At 67.3% G+C, this 18,711-nt stretch carries 17 protein-coding genes; 12 read left to right on the top strand and 5 right to left on the bottom strand.

What is annotated here, in order from left to right:
* Window positions 1-56: 56 nt before the first annotated feature.
* The 4 genes from infC to ACT54X_RS06815 all read right to left on the bottom strand — a co-directional run bounded on the left by infC (window position 57) and on the right by ACT54X_RS06815 (window position 5,172).
* Window positions 57-653: a translation initiation factor IF-3 gene (infC, locus tag ACT54X_RS06830; RefSeq protein ID WP_081682094.1), complete on the bottom strand. Its 597-nt coding sequence runs from the start codon at window positions 651-653 to the stop codon at window positions 57-59.
* Between the two features lie 105 nt (window positions 654-758).
* On the bottom strand, window positions 759-2,666 hold the full coding sequence (thrS, locus tag ACT54X_RS06825) for a threonine--tRNA ligase (protein WP_476345700.1): 1,908 nt from the start codon (window positions 2,664-2,666) through the stop codon (window positions 759-761).
* A 385-nt stretch (window positions 2,667-3,051) separates the two neighbouring features.
* Window positions 3,052-4,383: an isocitrate lyase gene (gene aceA / locus ACT54X_RS06820; protein ID WP_043113209.1), complete on the bottom strand. Its 1,332-nt coding sequence runs from the start codon at window positions 4,381-4,383 to the stop codon at window positions 3,052-3,054.
* Between the two features lie 339 nt (window positions 4,384-4,722).
* Window positions 4,723-5,172 (bottom strand): gamma-glutamylcyclotransferase family protein, encoded by a 450-nt coding sequence (locus tag ACT54X_RS06815; RefSeq protein ID WP_294370286.1) that lies wholly within the window; start codon window positions 5,170-5,172, stop codon window positions 4,723-4,725.
* Window positions 5,173-5,288: 116 nt separating this feature from the next.
* On the opposite strand from ACT54X_RS06815, the gene ACT54X_RS06810 reads away from it, so the two are divergent.
* Window positions 5,289-6,176, top strand: a complete 888-nt coding sequence (locus ACT54X_RS06810; RefSeq protein WP_294370288.1) for a DMT family transporter — start codon at window positions 5,289-5,291, stop codon at window positions 6,174-6,176.
* Window positions 6,177-6,336: 160 nt separating this feature from the next.
* Window positions 6,337-6,735, top strand: coding sequence for an SWIB/MDM2 domain-containing protein (locus ACT54X_RS06805; RefSeq protein WP_294370290.1), 399 nt, complete (start codon window positions 6,337-6,339; stop codon window positions 6,733-6,735).
* Between the two features lie 114 nt (window positions 6,736-6,849).
* Here ACT54X_RS06805 and ACT54X_RS06800 read toward each other — a convergent pair whose 3' ends face one another.
* Window positions 6,850-8,556, bottom strand: a complete 1,707-nt coding sequence (locus ACT54X_RS06800) for a thiamine pyrophosphate-binding protein (RefSeq protein ID WP_294370293.1) — start codon at window positions 8,554-8,556, stop codon at window positions 6,850-6,852.
* A 102-nt stretch (window positions 8,557-8,658) separates the two neighbouring features.
* Here ACT54X_RS06800 and ACT54X_RS06795 point away from each other — a divergent pair, with 102 nt between their 5' ends.
* The 10 genes from ACT54X_RS06795 (at window position 8,659) to ACT54X_RS06750 (ending at window position 18,664) form a co-directional block, all read left to right on the top strand.
* On the top strand, window positions 8,659-9,303 hold the full coding sequence (locus ACT54X_RS06795; RefSeq protein WP_294370297.1) for a TetR/AcrR family transcriptional regulator: 645 nt from the start codon (window positions 8,659-8,661) through the stop codon (window positions 9,301-9,303).
* A 100-nt stretch (window positions 9,304-9,403) separates the two neighbouring features.
* Window positions 9,404-10,381 (top strand): tripartite tricarboxylate transporter substrate binding protein, encoded by a 978-nt coding sequence (locus ACT54X_RS06790; RefSeq protein ID WP_294370300.1) that lies wholly within the window; start codon window positions 9,404-9,406, stop codon window positions 10,379-10,381.
* A gap of 64 nt (window positions 10,382-10,445) precedes the next feature.
* The gene (locus ACT54X_RS06785) at window positions 10,446-11,186 is read left to right on the top strand and encodes a phytanoyl-CoA dioxygenase family protein (RefSeq protein ID WP_294370302.1); all 741 of its coding nucleotides are present in this window, start codon (window positions 10,446-10,448) and stop codon (window positions 11,184-11,186) included.
* On the top strand, window positions 11,186-12,007 hold the full coding sequence (locus ACT54X_RS06780; protein WP_294370304.1) for an ABC transporter permease: 822 nt from the start codon (window positions 11,186-11,188) through the stop codon (window positions 12,005-12,007). Before ACT54X_RS06785 ends, ACT54X_RS06780 begins: the two co-directional genes overlap by 1 nt.
* A gap of 45 nt (window positions 12,008-12,052) precedes the next feature.
* Window positions 12,053-13,051 carry an ABC transporter substrate-binding protein gene (locus tag ACT54X_RS06775; protein ID WP_294370306.1) on the top strand — a complete coding sequence of 333 codons (999 nt, stop codon included), beginning with the start codon at window positions 12,053-12,055 and terminating at the stop codon, window positions 13,049-13,051.
* Between the two features lie 31 nt (window positions 13,052-13,082).
* Window positions 13,083-13,910: an ABC transporter ATP-binding protein gene (locus ACT54X_RS06770; RefSeq protein ID WP_294370308.1), complete on the top strand. Its 828-nt coding sequence runs from the start codon at window positions 13,083-13,085 to the stop codon at window positions 13,908-13,910.
* Window positions 13,900-15,357 (top strand): enolase-like domain-containing protein, encoded by a 1,458-nt coding sequence (locus ACT54X_RS06765; RefSeq protein ID WP_294370309.1) that lies wholly within the window; start codon window positions 13,900-13,902, stop codon window positions 15,355-15,357. The genes ACT54X_RS06770 and ACT54X_RS06765 overlap by 11 nt, the downstream gene beginning before the upstream one ends.
* Before the next feature lie 40 nt (window positions 15,358-15,397).
* Window positions 15,398-16,573, top strand: a complete 1,176-nt coding sequence (locus ACT54X_RS06760) for a Gfo/Idh/MocA family protein (RefSeq protein WP_294370311.1) — start codon at window positions 15,398-15,400, stop codon at window positions 16,571-16,573.
* A gap of 25 nt (window positions 16,574-16,598) precedes the next feature.
* Window positions 16,599-17,786, top strand: a complete 1,188-nt coding sequence (locus ACT54X_RS06755) for a dihydrodipicolinate synthase family protein (RefSeq protein WP_476345694.1) — start codon at window positions 16,599-16,601, stop codon at window positions 17,784-17,786.
* Window positions 17,786-18,664 carry a sugar phosphate isomerase/epimerase family protein gene (locus ACT54X_RS06750; protein ID WP_294370314.1) on the top strand — a complete coding sequence of 293 codons (879 nt, stop codon included), beginning with the start codon at window positions 17,786-17,788 and terminating at the stop codon, window positions 18,662-18,664. Before ACT54X_RS06755 ends, ACT54X_RS06750 begins: the two co-directional genes overlap by 1 nt.
* The last annotated feature ends 47 nt before the right edge of the window (window positions 18,665-18,711 follow it).

The raw sequence follows: 18,711 nt of genomic DNA, 5'->3' as shown, positions 1-18,711 counted from the left end.
CCCGCGCCTTGCGGCGCCGGCGGCGAAATCCTTTGCAGGCAGGCGAAGCTCGCGCTTCAGGCCTGGCCGGACGTTGCCGGCTCGGCGGCCTTGGGAGCCGCCCCACCCTTCTTGCGGCCCGGCGCGATCATCATGATCATCTGCCGGCCTTCCAGCTTGGGGAACTGCTCGACCACGATGGCGTCGCCCAGTTCGTCCCGGATGCGCTGCAGCAGGGCCAGGCCCAGCTCCTGGTGCGTGATCTCGCGACCGCGGAAGCGCAGCGTGATCTTGCACTTGTCGCCGTCGTCCAGGAAACGCCGGATGTTGCGCATCTTGATGTTGTAGTCGCCATCGTCGGTACCGGGCCGGAACTTGACTTCCTTGACCTCGATGACCTTCTGCTTCGACTTCGCCTCGGCGGCCTTCTTCTGTTCGAGGAACTTGAACTTGCCGTACTCGATCAACCGGCAGACCGGCGGATTGGCGGCAGCAACCACCTCGACTAGGTCCACGTCGTGCTCGCCGGCCAGACGCAATGCCTCGGAAAGGCTCACAACGCCCAGGGCCTCGTTTTCGGGTCCGAACAGGCGAACTTCCGGGGCCATGATTTCCCGGTTCAGGCGGTGTTGGCGTTCCTCGCGTTGGCGACGGTCGCGAAATGCAGTAGCGATGGCTTCAGTCCTTCATCAGATGCTACAAATTCTGTAGCTAACGCCGTTGTTGGCACGCACCCAAGTAAAGCGCAGGCCCGGCAGGAAAGCCGGACCTGAGGGTTGTCAACGCTTGCTGGAGATGTCGTCGGCGATCTTTTGGGAGAACGCCTCCACCGACATGACACCGAGGTCGACATTGCCTCGGGCGCGCACCGCAACGGCACCGGCTTCCTTTTCCTTGTCACCCACGACGAGGATGTAGGGAAGCTTTTGCAGCGAATGCTTGCGTATTTTATACGTGATCTTCTCGTTCTGCAGATCGAGCTGCACCCTAAACCCTTGATGGCGCAGCGTTTTCGCAACTTCCGCAGCATAGTCGGCCTGCGCATCCGTGATGTTCAGCACCGAAATCTGCACCGGCGCGAGCCAAACAGGCATGGCGCCGGCGTGGTGCTCGATCAGCATGCCGATGAAACGCTCGAGGCTGCCGACGATGGCTCGGTGCAGCATCACCGGATGGGCGCGGCCACTCGACTCCGTCACATACTCGGCGCCCAGGCGCTCGGCCATGTTGAAGTCCACCTGCATCGTGCCGCATTGCCACTGGCGGCCGATGGCGTCGCGCAACGTGTACTCGATCTTGGGGCCATAGAAGGCCCCATCGCCCGGGGCGATGACGAAGTCCACGCCCGATCGGCGCAGCGCTTCCATCAGCGCGCCTTCGGCCTTGTCCCAGAGCTCGTCGGAACCGATGCGGTGCTCGGGGCGCGTGGCCACCTTGTAGAGGATGTCCGTGAAGCCGAAGTCCGCATACACCGTGAGCAACTGCGACGTGTAGGCCACGCATTCCTCGAGGATGTGGTCCTCCGTGCAGAAGATGTGGCCGTCATCCTGCGTGAAGCCGCGCACACGCATGATGCCGTGCAGGCCGCCCGAGGGCTCGTTGCGGTGGCACTGGCCGAACTCGCCGTAGCGCAGCGGCAGTTCGCGGTAGCTGCGCAGGTCGCTCTTGAAGATGAGCACATGGCCGGGGCAGTTCATCGGCTTCAGCGCGTAGTCGCGCTTTTCCGACTCCGTGACGAACATGTTCTCGCGGTAGTTCTGCCAATGGCCCGTCTTCTCCCACAGGCTCTTGTCGAGGATCTGCGGGCCCTTCACTTCCTGGTAGCCCGTGTCCTTGTAGACCTGGCGCATGTACTGCTCGACGGCCTGCCACAGGGCCCAGCCCTTGGGATGCCAGAAGACCACGCCGGGTGCGACGTCGTCGATGTGGAACAGATCGAGTTCCTTGCCCAGCTTGCGGTGGTCGCGCTTCTCGGCCTCCTCGATGCGCTGGATGTACTGATCGAGTTGCTTCTTGTCGGCCCAGGCCGTGCCGTAGATGCGCTGCAGCTGCTCGTTCTTGGCATCGCCGCGCCAGTAGGCGCCGGCCAGCTTCGTAAGCTTGAAGACCTTCAGAAAGCGCGTGTTGGGCACGTGCGGTCCGCGGCACATGTCCACATATTCCTGGTGGTAGTACAGGCCCATGGCCTGCTCGTCGGGCATGTCCTCGACCAGGCGCAGCTTGTAGTCCTCGCCACGGGACTTGAACACCTCGATCACCTCGGCGCGCGGCGTCATCTTCTTGGTGACGTCGTAGTCCTGGGCGATCAGCTCCCTCATGCGCTGCTCGATGGCGGCCATGTCGTCGGGCGTGAAGGGGCGCTCGTAGGAGATGTCGTAGTAGAAGCCCTCGTCGATCACCGGGCCGATCACCATCTTTGCAGTCGGATAGAGCTGCTTGACCGCATGGCCGACCAGGTGGGCGCAGGAGTGGCGGATGATCTCCAGCCCTTCCTCGTCCTTCGGCGTGATGATCTGCAGGCGGGCATCGTGGTCGATGAGATCGCTGGCGTCCACCAGCTTGCCGTCCACCTTGCCGGCCACCGTGTTCTTGGCAAGACCGGGGCCGATGGACTGGGCCACTTCGGCGACCGTCACGGGGCTGGGGTATTCGCGGCGAGAGTTGTCGGGGAGCGTGATCTGGATCATGGAAAACCTCGGAGCGGAAAACAAAAAAGCGCGGGGGTGAGCCGCGCTTCGTGCTGGATGAGCGAGCCGGACCTGCCGGCGCTGCGCGGGCCTACCGGCCGCTTCCTTCGGAAAGCGGACCGAACGATTCGGTGCCTGTAGTTCGCGGTGTCATAACCAGATTGCCTTTCTCGCCCTTGTTGGTGGACAGACGGTGAGCCGGCGATTGTAGCGGGCCCTCGCCTCGAGGCGCCGATGCACAACGCACTGCCAAAAAGGATGAAGGCGCTTTCGCAGGCCACAAGAGGCCGCGCCAGTCCAGCGCGCGCCCAAACCCGCACGCCAGAAGCAAAAAGGGCCCGGCCAGTGGCCGAGCCCTGCTCCCTGAGCAAACCTGCTGAACCGATCAGTGGAACTGCTCTTCCTCCGTCGAGCCCGTCAGCGCCTTCACGCTGGACGAGCCGCCCTGGATGACGGTGGTCACGTCATCGAAATAACCAGCGCCGACCTCCTGCTGGTGCGACACGAAGGTGTAGCCCTTCTCGCGCGCGGCGAACTCGGGCTCCTGCACCATCTCGGTGTAGTGCTTCATGCCTTCGCCGCGGGCATAGGCATGGGCGAACTGGAAGGTCTGGAACCAGTTGATGTGGATGCCGGCCAGCGTGATGAACTGGAACTTGTAGCCGAGCGCCGACAGGTCTTCCTGGAACGAGGCAATCTGCTTTTCGTTCAGGTTCTTCTTCCAGTTGAACGAGGGCGAGCAGTTGTAGCTCAGCAGCTTGCCTGGGCAGGCGGCATGCACGGCCTGGGCGAACTCGCGGGCGAAGCCGATGTCGGGCACACCGGTCTCGCACCACACCAGGTCGGCATAGGGCGCGTAGGCGACGCCGCGGCTGATGGACTGCTCCAGGCCGTTCTTGACGCGGAAGAAACCTTCCTGCGTGCGTTCGCCCGTCAGGAAGGGCTTGTCGTTGGCGTCGTGGTCGCTGGTGATCAGGTTGGCAGCCTCGGCGTCCGTGCGGGCCAGCACGATCGAAGGCACACCCATCACGTCAGCGGCAAAACGCGCGGCGATCAGCTTCTCGACGGCCTCCTGCGTGGGCACCAGCACCTTGCCGCCCATGTGGCCGCACTTCTTGACGGCGGCCAGCTGGTCTTCGAAGTGCACGCCTGCAGCGCCGGCCGCGATCATGTTCTTCATCAGCTCGAAGGCGTTGAGCACGCCGCCAAAGCCGGCTTCGGCATCGGCCACGATGGGCAGGAAGTAGTCGACGAACTCCGCATCGCCGGGGTTGATGCCACGGCCCCACTGGATCTCGTCGGCACGCTTGAAGGTGTTGTTGATGCGGCGGACCATGGTGGGCACCGAGTCGTACGCGTAGAGCGACTGGTCGGGATACATGGTCTCGGACGTGTTGCCGTCGGCAGCGACCTGCCAGCCCGACAGGTACACGGCCTCCAGGCCGGCCTTGGCCTGCTGCATGGCCTGGCCTGCGGTGATGGCGCCGAAGGCGTTGACGTAGCCCTTCTTGGCACCGCCGTTGATCTTCTCCCACAGCTTCTCGGCGCCGCGCTGGGCCAGCGTGTATTCGATCGGCACCGAGCCGCGCAGGCGGACCACGTCGGCGGCGCTGTAGCCACGCTTCACGCCCTTCCAGCGCGGGTTGGTCGCCCAGTCCTTCTCGAGGGCGCTGATTTGCTGGTCGCGGCTGAGTTGTTCGGTGATGGCTTGAGGCATGGTGCTGGACTCCAAGGTTGCAATGCGTGGTCGGAAGGCTCGGCGGCGAGATCGCTGCTTGGCCTCTACTGTACGAGCACCTCTTGTGTCTTATGTCTTATATAAGACTTTTTTTAGTCCAATGAATTCAATGAGTTAGAGAACGAATTCCGCATCAAGAAATCAACTTCTTTGTCATGAAAGACGAAAGTGCGTCCGTCCACCGCCTCATCTCACCATGAGAAATGCCTTTTCCTTGCGTGGAAGGCGAAGCCCCTGGCCATCGAACGGCGGCCACGCGCAAGCCCACAGGTGCACCGCGGGCAAAAAGACGGAGCCTTGACCTCATGGAGCCATCGCTCATCCGCGCCCTTGTCGCGCCTGCCAATGCGCGATCCAGTCGCCGGAAGGAATCACCGGCGTCCCGCGGACATGCCGGGGATGGATCTCGTAGACCAGGCACGTGACCTGCCGGCCCCCGTTGAGCGCAACCGACACGTGGCGCCGGCGGTACTCGCCTTCGTCGTCACCCTGGACCTCCTCCAGCGCATCGAGTGCGCGCTCGACCTCCGGCGCGACCTCGTACACCTCGCCTACGACCAGGCCGACTCCCCCGAGTACCACACCCGGATACGGCCCCAGGTCGTGCAGTACACCGGCGATGCAGCCTGTGCCGCCGAAGCGCGGGGCCGGTGGTCCGAAGCGATGGATGTCATTGCTGCCCCCGCGCCGCAAGGTGCCATAGACGAACACGGTGCGTGGCTGCGCCGGGGAGCGATCCGGAAGGAAGGTGTTCAGGGGCTCAGGCATGATCGACCGCCCCGCTAGCGCGGGGCATGAAGGAAAGAAAGAACAGTCTAGTGACGCCCTCCTCTGCGCCGACCTCGTCCCATCGCCTGCTTTCCTATGGTTGCCTGGCGCTCAGCATGACGCTCGTCGGCAGCTATGTGGCGCTGTCCAAGCCACTGGTGGCGACCTTTCCCGTGCTGCTGCTAGCCTGGCTGCGCTTCGGCATCGCCGCACTCGCGATGCCGCACTGGCTGCGCAAGCCCGCCGACGAGCCGCCGATGACCGGGCGAACGCGCGGGCTGGTGTTCCTCGAATCCTTCCTCGGCAACTTCCTCTTCTCCATCTTCATGCTGTTCGGCGTGCGCATGACGAGCGCGGTCTCGGCGGGCGTGATCATGGCGGCCATTCCCGCGATGGTGGCCATCGGCAGTTGGCTGTTCCTGCGCGAGCGCATCGGCGCGCGGGTGGTGGCAGCCATCGGCTGCGCCGCCGCGGGCATCGGCCTGCTGGCGCTGGCACCCCATCAGGCCCATGCGGATGCCACGGGTGGTGGGCCTGCCATGCCGTGGCTCGGCAACCTGCTGGTGTTCTGCGCGGTGCTGTGCGAAGCGGCCTATGCGGTCATCGGCAAATCGCTCACGGGTCGGCTGGGGCCTCGCCGCATCTCCGCACTGATCAACCTGTGGGGCTTTGCGCTGAGCACCCCGTTTGGCGTCGCGCTGGCCTGGAACTTCGACTTCGCCGCGGTTCCGGCGGGCATGTGGATGCTGCTGGTGGCCTACGCCCTGGCGGCCAGCATCTGGACGGTGTGGCTCTGGATGACCGGACTGAAGGGCGGCGTGCCAGCCTCGCAGGCCGGTGTGTTCACGGTGATGTTGCCGGTGGCGGCGGCGCTCGTGGGCGTGTTCGTGCTCGGCGAGTCGCTGTCGGCGTTGCAACTGTTGGCCTTTGCTGCCGCGCTGGCCGGCGTCGTGCTGGCCACATGGCCTTCGCGCAGCAGCCGGACGACGCAAACGCAGCTTTGAGCGACGCGGGCCTGTTTCTCTCGGAAAAAAGCAACGCGCCCCTTTGAAAAGCCTTGTTCTCCCTTGGAAAGGCGTTTCTTCTCCATTAGCATCAGGGACACCCAGGAAGACACCGTTTTCATTGGGAAGACTGCATCTATCCAACGACAAGGACTCAACCATGGCAACTGCAAAGAAAGCTCCGGCGAAGGCGCCAGCGAAGAAGGCCGCCGCGCCCGCAAAGAAGGCGGCTCCGGCGAAGAAGGCGGCTCCGACCAAGACGGCCGCCGCACCGGCGAAGAAGGCTGCCGCCAAGAAGGTCGCGGCCAAGCGCACCCCCAACGCCGCCTTCATGAAGGCCCTCACCCCCAGCCCCGCGCTGGCCGCCGTGGTCGGCAGCACCCCGCTGCCCCGCACTGCCATCGTGAGCAAGCTGTGGGACTACATCAAGAAGAACAACCTGCAGGACAAGGCCAACAAGCGGATGATCAACGCCGACGCCAAGCTGAAGGAAATCTTCGGCAAGGCCCAGGTCTCGATGTTCGAACTGGCCTCGCTGATCGGCTCGCACGTCAAGTAAGACGCGCCTTCCGGCCAGCAGAAAGGGACGTGCAATGCACGTCCCTTTTTCTTTGCCTATCGGGCCTGACAGTGGGCCTGGATCGAAAAAGCCGACACCCGGCCGTTCAGCACGTCAGCCAGCAGCCGCGCCCTTGGCGATGGCAGCCTCCCGGATCGCGCCGAGCGTCGTGCGCGTAGTGATCACTTCGGGGTCGAGCGGAATCTCGATCAGCGTGCCGGTCGGCGCCTCCAGCGCGCGCAACAACGCCGCCTCGAAGTCCTCTGTGCGCGTCACGCGTTCCGACGCATAGCCGTAGGCGCGGCCGAGTGCGCAGAAATCCGGATTGCCCAGGGCCGTCCCGCTGATGCGCGTGGGGTACTCGCGCTCCTGGTGCATGCGGATGGTGCCGAACATTCCGTTGTTGAGCAGCACCACGATGCTGCGGCCACCGTGCTGCATGGCCGTGGCCAGTTCCTGGCCGTTCATCAGAAAGTCGCCGTCGCCCGCCACGGTGAAGGCCACCCGGCCCGACACGATGCTGGCGGCGATGCCCGCCGGCACGCCGTAGCCCATCGCGCCGCTGGTGGGCGCGAGCTGCGTCTTGAAGCCCTTGGCCAGGCCATGGTGGCGAAAAAAGCGGTGCATCCAGCTGGCGAAGTTGCCGGCGCCATTGGTCACCACCGCATCGGCGGGCAGGCGCTTCTGCACGACGCCGACGATGGCGGCCATGTCGACAGGGCCGGGCAGTGGTTGCGGCACCAGGTTGGCCTCGTAGCTGGCGTGCAGCTGCTGCGCCCAGCCGGCCCAAGGCACCTCCGGCGGGGCGGTCAGCACTTCCAGCGCACGGGCCGCGGCATTCATGGTGGTGTTGAACGCCAGGTCGGCCTGGTACACGCGGTGAAGCTCTTCCCCGCTGGCGTGGAAATGCACCAGCTTCTGGCAACTTCGCGGCGCCTCCAGCAGCGTGTAGCCGCCCGTAGTCATCTCGCCCAGCCGCGGACCGATGGCGATCACAAGGTCACTCTCGCGCACATGCGCCGCCAGGCGCGGGTTGATGGCGATGCCCACGTCGCCGGCGTAGAGCGGATGGTGGTTGTCGAAGGTGTCCTGGAAGCGGAAGGCATTGGCCACCGGCAGTTGCCAGTTCTCGGCAAAGCGCTGCAGCGCCTGGGCGGCCTGCGGCGTCCAGCCACCACCGCCCACAATGACGAGCGGCCGCTCGGCGGCCAGCAGCATCGTGCGCAGGGTGCGAAGCGCGCCCGGGTCGGCCCAGGCCTGCGGCGGTTCGACGCGCGGCAACGGCCGGGCAGTCGTGGGCGCCCGCAGCATGTCCTCGGGCAGCACCAAAACCACCGGGCCCGGGCGGCCGCTCATCGCGGTCGCGAAGGCACGGGCCACGTACTCCGGCAAGCGATCGGCATCGTCCACGCGCTCGACCCGCTTGGCGAAACCCTTCGTGCTGGGACCGAAGAAACTGGCGAAGTCCACCTCCTGGAAGGCCTCGCGGTCGCGGAAATCGCTGCCCACATCCCCGACCAGCAGCACCATCGGCGTCGAATCCTGGAAGGCGGTATGCACGCCGATGGATGCGTTGGTGGCGCCCGGCCCGCGCGTCACGAAGCACACGCCCGGACGCCCGCTCAGCTTGCCGTGGGCCTCGGCCATGAAGGCGGCACCGCCTTCCTGCCGGCAGGCCACGAAGCGGATCTGCGCCTCGTGGTCATGGAAGCCGTCGAGCGCCGCCAGAAAGCTTTCGCCCGGCACGCCGAACACATGGGAAACACCTTGGGCGACGAGGCATTCGACCAGCAGATGGCCGGCGGGACGGGAAGCGGTCATGAGGTGAAGTGAGGCGCGGGCGCCGGAAGCTGCAGAAAGTTGGGCGATTATCGGCAGCCCGCGTTGCCGGCGCGCTTAGTTAACCATATAGTGAATTAGAAGATGAGCGACGATCCCACCCTCTCCGAAACGCGCCTGCGCGATGCCGACCGCTCGCAGGCCGCCATCCTGCTGGCTGCGCGCGAGGAGTTCGCCGGACACGGCCTTGCCGGCGCACGGATGGACCGCATCGCCGAACGCGCCGATGTGAACAAGCGCCTCATCTACTACTACTTCGGCAGCAAGGACGAACTGTTCCTGGCCGTGCTCGAACGCGTCTATGCCGACATCCGGACGGCCGAGCAGCAGCTGCACCTGGACGAGGTCGAACCGGTGGAGGCGGTGCGGCGCCTGATCTCCTTCACCTGGCACTACTACCTGGAGCATCCGGAGTTCATCACCCTGCTCAACAGCGAGAACCTGCACCGCGCCGAGCATCTGCGCCGCTCCGACCGCATCCAGGAGATGAACTCGCCGCTGGTGCAGCTGCTGGACGGCGTGGTCGAGCGAGGCCGCCGTTCGGGCGTCTTCCGTGCGGGCGTCGACCCCATCCAGCTCTACATCTCGATCGCCTCGCTGTGCTACTTCTACCTGTCGAACAACCACACGCTCTCGGCCATCTTCGGGCGTGACCTGCGCGCGCCCAAGGCCATGGCGCAGCGGCTGTCGCACATGACGGAACTGGTGCTGGGCTACCTGATGCACTGACCCGGGTATCTACCGACGACGACGCGTTGACGGCGCGAGAGCCCCGGAGACAGAATCTCCTAAATTCACCAATTGGTGAATAAAACAGGAGACAAGACCGATGCGCTTCGTTGCCGGCGCCGCCCTGGCGGCCGCTTTCACCCTGTCCGTCGCCCCGGTGCCCGCGCTTGCCGAGGCCGCCTACCCTAGCAAGCCGATCCGCGTGATCGTGCCCTTTGCGGCCGGCAGCACCACCGACATCATTGCCCGCGCCATCACCGACAAGATGAGCCAGAGCATGGGCCAGCAGCTGGTCATCGACAACCGCGGCGGCGCGAGCGGCACCATCGGGCAGGCGGCCGTCGCCTCGGCCGCGCCGGACGGCTACACGGTGATGATCCATTCGTCCTCGCACACCGTCAGCCCGTCCACCTTCGCCAAGCTGCCCTTCGACACGGTGCGCGACTTCGCAGGCGTGACACCGATCTCCTCGCTGTCCAATGCGCTGGTGGTGTCGCCGCAGAAGGGCTACCGCACGCTGGGCGACCTGCTGGCCGCTGCCCGCGCCCAGCCGGGCAAGCTCAACTTCGCCTCGGCCGGCCAGGGCAGCGCCACGCACCTCAATGCCGAGAAGTTCAAGCTGGCGGCGCGCATCGATGCGACCAACATTCCCTTCAAGGGCTCGGCCGAGGCCGTCACCGAGGTGCTGGCCGGCCGCGTCGACTACTACTTCTCGCCCATCGCCCCCGTGATCGGGCAGATCCGCGAAGGCCAGTTGCTGGCCCTTGCGGTGGGATCGCCGCAACGCGCCAGCGCCCTGCCCGACGTGCCGACCACGGCCGAAGCCGGCGTGCCCGGCTCCGAATTCAACTTCTGGATCGGCATGATGGCCCCGGCCAAGACACCGCGCCCCGTGATCGAGCGGCTGCATGCCGAGGTGCTCAAGGCCCTGGCCACGCCCGAGGTCAAGGAGCGCTTCGCCAAGCTGGGCGCCGACACCTGGACGCTCAAGCCCGAGCAGTTCGACGCCTACATCAAGGACGAGATCGCCAGCAACGCTTCGGTGGTCAAGGCCGCCGGCCTGGCGGCCCAGCAGTGACGTACGGCGGCGGCGCCGCCGCCCCGGCCCCTTCCGCCTTCCAAACCTCGAGGAGCGAAGTCCCATGATGGACGCGTACGACGCCGCCTATTACCGGCACCATGGCCACCTGACGGTCAATGGCGTGTTCACCCCGACCGAGATGGATGCCGTGGTGCACGACATCGAGGCCTGGGGCGAGTCCTTCCTGGGCGCCCTGCCGCCCGAGCAGCGCGCCTGGTACGTCGACGGCGGCGTTCAGGCCCGCACCGTGTTGCGCAAGCTGGACAACCCCCACACCCAGCGCATGGCCGTGCAGGCCCTGGCGCGCGACCGACGACTGCTCGATCTGGTGGAGACGCTGATCGGCCCGGGCGTGTCGGTGTACTTCAGCCAGATCTTCTTCAAGCCGCCCGAAGGGGGTGGCCCCAAGCCAGCGCACCAGGACAACTTCTACTTCGGCCCCGAGGATCCGGAGGGCATGGTGACCGCCTGGATCGCCCTGGACGATGCCACGCTGGAGAACGGCTGCCTCTACTACGGCGACGGCACCAACCTGGGGCCGGTGTACGAACACTTCGCGCCGGAGAACGAGCCCTACAACCTGCAGGTGCCGCACGAGATCCTGGACCGCCAGCCGATGACCCCCGCGCCGGTGCGCAAAGGCGGGGTGAGCTTCCACCATGGCAACACCTTCCACTACTCCGGCCCCAACCAGAGCCGCCACTGGCGCCGGGCCTGCGCGCTGCACTTCGTGAGCAACACCAACCATTTCGCGAAGCCGGCCCTGCCCTATGACCACTCGCTGAAGCTGCAGGTGTCGTGATGGATGGATCGCCCCCCTCTGCCCGCCCGCGCTTCGAGCTGCAACGCTGGCTCATGCATCCGGCCACGCGCCCCGTCTGGCTGCTCGTGCTGCTGCTGTTGCTGTGGGACCTGGCCGTGCGCATCTTTTCGATCCCGCCCTACCTGATCCCGCCGCCGGCCGCCGTGGTCAAGCAGTTGGTGGCGGAGTGGCCGATGCTGCTGCAGCAGAGCCTGCCCACGCTCTATGCCACGCTGGGTGGCTTCATCGCCTCGGCGGTGATCGGCGTGCCGATCGCGATGTGGATCGCCTATTCGCGAACGGTCGAGAGCTTCGTCTACCCGCTGCTCGTGTTCTCGCAGTCCGTGCCCAAGGTGGCGGTGGCACCGCTGTTCGTCGTGTGGTTCGGCTTCGGCATCGTGCCCAAGGTCATCGCCGCCTTCCTCCTGGGCTTCTTCCCCGTGGTCGTGTCCACGGTGCAGGGCTTCAAGTCGGTGGAGCCGGACGTGATCGACCTGGCCCGCTCGATGGGCGCCAACCCGCTCAAGATCTTCCTCAAGTTCCGCCTGCCGCAAGCCCTGCCCGCCATCTTCAGCGGACTGAAGGTGTCGGTCACGCTGGCCGTGGTGGGCGCGGTGGTCGGCGAATTCGTCGGCGCCAACTCAGGCATCGGCTTCGTGCTGCAGCGCGCCACGGGCACCTTCGACCTGCCGCTGATGTTCGCGGCGCTGGTGGTGCTTTCGATGATGGGTGTGCTGCTGTTCCTGGCGGTCGAGGTGGTGGAGCGATGGCTCATGCCCTGGCACGCCTCGCAGCGCCACGACCTTCAGGCCACGGCCTGATCGACGCCGCCCCCTTTCGCCTTCGCCCTTCAAGGAGACACTTGCATGGAACGTCGACACCTTCTGCGCGCGGCCGCTACCGCCGCCCTGGCCGCCAGCATGGCCGCGCCTGCCTTCGCGCAGCAGCGCGACAAGGTCACGCTGCTCTTGAACTGGTACGTGTACAGCGAGCACGCGCCCTTCTTCATCGGCAAGGAGCGAGGCTTCTATGCCGACGAGGGCATCGACCTCGACATCCAGGAGGGCCGCGGCTCCGCGGTCTCGATCCAGGCCGTCGCGGCCAACTCGGCCACCTTCGGCTACGTGGACGTGCCGACCATGATCAAGGCCGCCACCAAGGGCGCGCCGGTCAAGGCGGTGGGCGTGGCCCTGCAGGTCAGCCCCATGTCGGTGATGGGCCTGGCCGAGAAGAACATCAAGACGCCCAAGGACATCGTCGGCAAGACGGTGGCCATGACGCCCGGCGACTCGATGAGCCAGATCTGGCCGCTGTTCCTGAAGAAAACCGGCCTGCAGGAAGGCCAGTACAAGGTGGTCTCCGGCGATGCGCAGACCAAGCTCAATGCCGTGATCCACGGCCAGGCCGACCTCCTGCTGGGCTACCTGATGGACCAGAACATCAAGGTGCAGGACGCCACCAAGAAGCCGGTGCAGGTCATCCGCTTCGCCGACTACGGCGTCAACCTGATCAGCTCGGGCATCGTGGCCCACAAGGACACGCTGGCCAACAAGGGCGACCTGGTACGTCGCTTCATGCGCGCCACCACGCGCGCCTTCGAGGCCACCGAGAAGGAGCCGGAGGCCGCCATCGATGCGTTGCTCAAGGCCAACAGCAAGGCCGGTCAGCGCGACACGCTGATCATCGGCATCAAGCTCACCACGCCGCTCTATCACTCGCCCGAGACCCAGAAGCTGCGGCCGCTGCGCGCCTCGATGAAGGACATCGACGAGTCGCTCGACCTGCTCGTGCAGTACGGCGGCCTCGACGCTGCCCAGCGCGGCAAGGCCCAGGACTGGGTCACCAACGACTTCCTGCCGCAATGAGCGCGGCATTGGCCACCCCGAAGGCGAATCCATGAGTGCCGTGCCGTCCAACGTCGTCCCGCTGGCCGCCGGCGCCCGCACCGGCCAGGTGCTGATCGAAGGCCGAGGCGTTCGCAAGGTCTACCGCACCCGCGAGGGCGAGGTCGAGACGCTGCGGCCGCTGGACTTCCAGATCCGCGCCGGAGAGTTCGTCTCGGTGGTGGGGCCTTCGGGCTGCGGCAAGAGCACGCTGATGAAGATGGTGGCCGGCCTGCTGCCCATCTCCGGCGGCGAGCTGCGGCTGGCGGGCAAGCCGGTGACCGGACCGCAGACCGACGTCGGCATCGTGTTCCAGAGCGCACTGCTGCTGCCCTGGCGCAGGGTGATCGACAACATCCTGCTGCAGGCCGAGATCCGCGGCATGCCCATGGCCGCGGCTCGCCAGCGGGCCGAGTCGCTGATCGCCATGGCGGGCCTGCAAGGCTTCGAGCACAAGTACCCGTGGCAGTTGTCGGGCGGCATGCAGCAGCGCGTGGCCATCCTGCGCGCCCTGCTGCACGACCCGCCCGTGCTGCTGATGGACGAGCCCTTCGGTGCGCTGGACGCCATGACCCGCGAGCGCATGAACCTGGAGCTGCAGCGCATCTGGCAGGCCTCGGGCAAGACGGTGCTGCTGATCACCCACAGCATTCCGGAGGCGGTGTTCCTGTCCGACCGCGTGCTGGTGATGAGCGAGCGGCCCGGCCGCATCGCCGCCACCTACGACATCGACCTGCCCCGCCCCCGTCCGCTGGACGTGATGGGCACCGAGGCCTTCGCCGCCTACGCGCGCCAGCTGCGCGCGCACTTCTACGCGCAGGGCCACCTGGATGCGCACTGAGGCGGGTTCATCGTCGGCCGGCGCCGGGCTGCCGCTGCGCGTGCGGCGGGTGGAGGCCGGCGTGCGCGACATGCGGTTGCGCCTGCCCTTCCGCTTCGGGCAGGTCACGCTCACCCGCTGCCCGCAGCTCTTCGTGCGGGTCGAGGTCGAGGTGGCCGGCCACGGCAGCGCATTCGGCCATGCCGCCGAGATGATGGTGCCGCGCTGGTTCGACAAGCGCTCCGAGCGCGATGCCGCCCACAACATCGCCGACCTGGCCACCGCCTTCACACGCGCCGCACAGGCCTACGAGAACGACCAGCCCGCCAGCGCCTTCGGTCTCTTCGAGCGGCACTGCAGCGCTCTGGCCGTCGCGGGTCGATCCGCTGGCGAGACCGCCCTGAGCACCACCTTCGGCCAGGCCGTGCTGGACCGCGCCGTGCTCGACGCCCTGTGCCGCGCCGCCGGGTTGCCGGTGCACGAGGCCCTGGCGCGCAACCTGCCGGGCCTGGCCGACACGCCCCTGCTGCCCGACCTGGCCGGCTGGGACTGGAACGGCTGGCTGCGCACGCGCCATCCGGCTGCCACGCTGCAGGCCCGCCACACCATCGGCATGCTCGATGCGCTGGACGACGAGCCGGCCGGCGTCGACGCCCAGGCACTGCCCGCCACCCTGCCCGCGGTGATCCGCCGCTACGGCCACCGCTTCTTCAAGATCAAGCTCGGCGGCGACCCGCAGGCCGACCTCGACCGGCTGGACGCCGTGCTGGCTGTGCTGGACCGCCTCTGCCCGCAGCACCGCTACACGCTCGACGGCAACGAGCAATACGCCGACATCGACCGCCTGGCGCACCTGGCCGACGGCCTGCGCACGCTGCCGCGCGTGGCGCAGCGGCCGCAGGCGCTGCTCTACCTGGAGCAGCCGCTGCCGCGCGACGGCAGCTTCGTCGACGGCCTGGCGGCATTGCGCCTGCCCGTTCCGCTGCTGCTGGACGAGGGCGATGCCGCGCTGGACAGCTTCGTGCAGGCGCGCGCCGCAGGCTGGGCCGGCATCTCCAGCAAAGGCTGCAAAGGCATCTGGAAGGCACTGGCCAATCGCGCGCGCCGCGAGCAGCAGGCGAGCGCCCATGGCACGCCGCCTTTCCTTTCGGCCGAAGACCTCACCTGCCAGGCCGGCCTGTCGGTCCAGCAGGACCTGGCCTGGGCCGCCCTGCTCGGCCTCACGCATGCGGAGCGCAACGGCCACCACTACGTGGATGGCTTCGGTACCGCACCGGATGCCGAAGCCCAGGCCTTTGCCAAGGCCCACCCCGATCTGTACGAGTGCAGCGCCGGCCGGCCCCGGCTGGCGATCCGCGAGGGCGCCATCGCGCTGGACTCGCTGTTCGCCCAGCCTGGCTTTGCCACCGGCGCCCTGCCCCACTTCGACCACCTCGCACCGCTCGATCACGCCTCGTCGATGGTCTGAGCCGCCCCTTTCCCCTGCAATTTCTAGAGAGGAGCCTTCCATGGCCACACAACGACTCGGACTGATCATGCACGGCGTCACCGGACGCATGGGCATGAACCAGCACCTGATCCGCTCCATCTGCGCCATCCGCGCGCAGGGCGGTGTCCAACTCGCCAACGGCGACCGCGTGATGCCCGACCCCATCCTCATCGGCCGCAATGCCGAGAAGATCGAGGCGCTGGCCCGCGCCCATGGCATCGATCGCTGGGGCACCGACCTGGAGGTGGCGCTTGCCAATCCGCAAGACACCGTCTTCTTCGACGCCGGCACCACCCAGATGCGCCCGCAACTGCTGGCCCAGGCCATCCGCGCCGGCAAGCACGTGTACTGCGAAAAGCCCATCGCCACCAACCTCAACGAGGCGGTGGAGATCGCGCGCCTGGCCGACGAGGCCGGCCGCACGAAGGGCATCAAGCACGGCGCCGTCCAGGACAAGCTCTTCCTGCCCGGCCTTCGCAAGCTGGACATGCTGCGCCGCGCCGGCTTCTTCGGGCGCATGCTGTCGGTGCGGCTGGAGTTCGGGTACTGGGTGTTCGAAGGCGACCTGCAGCCGATCCAGCGCCCCAGCTGGAATTACCGCAAGGAAGACGGCGGCGGAATGATCCTGGACATGATGTGCCACTGGCGCTATGTGCTCGACAACCTGTTCGGCGAGGTGAAGTCGGTCAGCTGCCTGGGCACCACGCACATCCCCAAGCGCTGGGACGAGGCCGGCCAGCCCTACGAGGCCACGGCCGACGACGCGGCCTACGCCACCTGCCAGCTCACCGGCCACAACGGCGAGCCGGTGATCGCGCAGATCAACATGAGCTGGGTCACGCGCGTGCGCCGCGACGACCTGGTGACCTTCCACGTCGACGGCACCGACGGCTCGGCCGTCGCAGGCCTGCAGAGCTGCCGGGCGCAGTCCCGCGTGGCCACGCCGCGGCCGGTGTGGAACCCGGACATCAAGCAGACGATGAACTTCTTCGACCAGTGGCAGGAGATCCCGGACGTCGAGACCTACGACAACGGCTTCAAGATCCAGTGGGAACACTTCATCCGCCACGTGGTGGAAGACGCGCCCTACAAGTGGACCCTGCCCGAAGGCGCCAAGGGCGTGCAGCTGGTGGAGGCCGCGCTCGACTCCTGGAAGGAGCGGCGCTGGATCGACGTGCCGCCGCTCAAGGTCTGATGGTCGCCGAACCGAGGTACACGCCATGGCCCTGACCCTTCGCCTGCCCGACGCCGACGGCCGCCTGGCCCCCTACACGCTCAGCGGCGCCGCGCCCGTGCAGCCGCAGCCGGGCGCACGCTTCAACCGCATCGCCTACTCGGCCGCGCACGTCGTGGCCGACCCGCTCGCGGCCATCGACCCGTGGCTGCAATGCGCCGTCGACTGGGACGCCACCCTGGCCTACCGCCGCCACCTGTGGTCGCTGGGCCTGGGCGTGGCCGAGGCCATGGACACGGCCCAGCGTGGCATGGGCCTGGACTGGCCCACGTCGCTGGAACTCATCGGCCGCTCCATCGACGCCGCGCGCGACGTGCCGGGCGCCTTCCTCGCCTCCGGCTGCGGCACCGACCACCTGGATCTGGCCGAGGTGCGCAGAGTGGACGACGTGATCCGGGGCTACGAGACGCAGATGGCCGCCATCGAAGCCCTGGGCGGCAAGCTGATCGTGATGGCCAGCCGCGCGCTGGCCCGCGTGGCGAAGAGCCCCGCCGACTATGAGCGCGTGTACGACCGGGTGCTGAGCCAGGCGAAGCAGCCGGTGGTGCTGCACTGGCTGGGCGACATGTTCGACCCTGCGCTGGCCGGCTACTGGGGCACCACCGATGTGGATGCCGCCATGGACACGGCCCTGGGCATCATTGCCGCGCATCCGCACAAGGTCGATGGCATCAAGATCTCGCTGCTCGACAAGGACAAGGAGATCGCCATGCGCCGCCGGCTTCCCGCCGGCGTGCGCATGTACACCGGCGACGACTTCAACTATGCCGAGCTGATCGCCGGCGACGGCGCCGGCACCGAACCCACACACGGCAAGAGCGATGCGCTGCTGGGCATCTTCGACGCCATCGCGCCGGCAGCGAGCGCGGCGCTGGCCGCACTGGCACAGGGCAACACGGCGCGCTTCCACGAGATCCTGGCGCCGACGGTGCCGCTGTCGCGCCACATCTTCCGGGCGCCCACGCGCTTCTACAAGACGGGCGTGGTCTTCATGGCCTGGCTCAACGGCCACCAGTCGCACTTCACCATGGTGGGCGGGCAGCAGAGCACGCGCTCGCTGCCGCACCTGGCCGAGCTGTTCCGCCTGGCCGATGCGGCGCACCTGCTGGCTGAACCGGACCTGGCCGTGCGGCGTATGAAGGCACTGCTGGCCACGCACGGGGTGGAGGGCTGATGCGCGACCTGTCGCAGGACAGCCGCTGGCTGTCGATCAACACCGCCACCCTCCGCCGCCAGCGCGGCGCCGAGGTGCCGCTGGCGCGCATCATCGACCAGTGCGCCGAGCAGGGCATCCGCGCCATCAGCCCCTGGCGCGACCAGGTGGCCGCCGCCGGGCTGCAGGCCATCGGCCGGCAGCTGCGGGCGCTGGACATGCAGCTGTCGGGCTACTGCCGCGGCGGCTTCTATCCTGCCGCCGATGCGGCCGGCCTGCGCGCGGCGCTGGACGACAACCGCCGGGCCATCGACGAGGCCAAGGCGCTGGATGCGCCCTGCCTGGTGCTGGTGGTCGGCGCGCTGCCCGGCGCCCTGGAAGGCAAGCCGATCCACAAGAACATTACCCGCGCCCGCAGCGAGGTCCGCGATGGCATCGCCGCCTCGCTGGAGTACGCGCGCAGCGTCGGCATGCCGCTGGCCATCGAGCCGCTGCATCCCATGCAGGCCGCGGAACGGGCCTGCGTCAACACGCTGGAGCAGGCGCTGGACCTGTGCGACGCGCTCGACCCGGACCGCACGGGCATGCTGGGTGTCGCCCTCGATGCCTACCACTGCTGGTGGGATCCGAAGCTCGAAGCGCAGACCGCACGCGCCGGCCGGGACCGCCTGCTGGCCTACCACGTGTGCGACTGGCTCACGCCCACGCGCGACCTGCTCAACGACCGCGGGATGATGGGCGACGGCGTGATCGAGCTGCGGCAACTGCGCGGCTGGGTCGAGGCCGCGGGCTACGCGGGGCACTGCGAGGTGGAGATCTTCTCGACGCAGGACTGGTGGCAGCGCGACGGGGAGGAGACGCTGCGCATCTGCATCGAGCGGCATCGCAGCGTGGTGTGAGGGGCGCGCGCCGTTCGGCCCTTCGACGCGCCCAGGGTGAACGGATT

Source organism: Pseudacidovorax sp. DMC4 (genome assembly GCF_056314265.1).
This window is presented reverse-complemented; position numbering and strand designations above follow the sequence as displayed.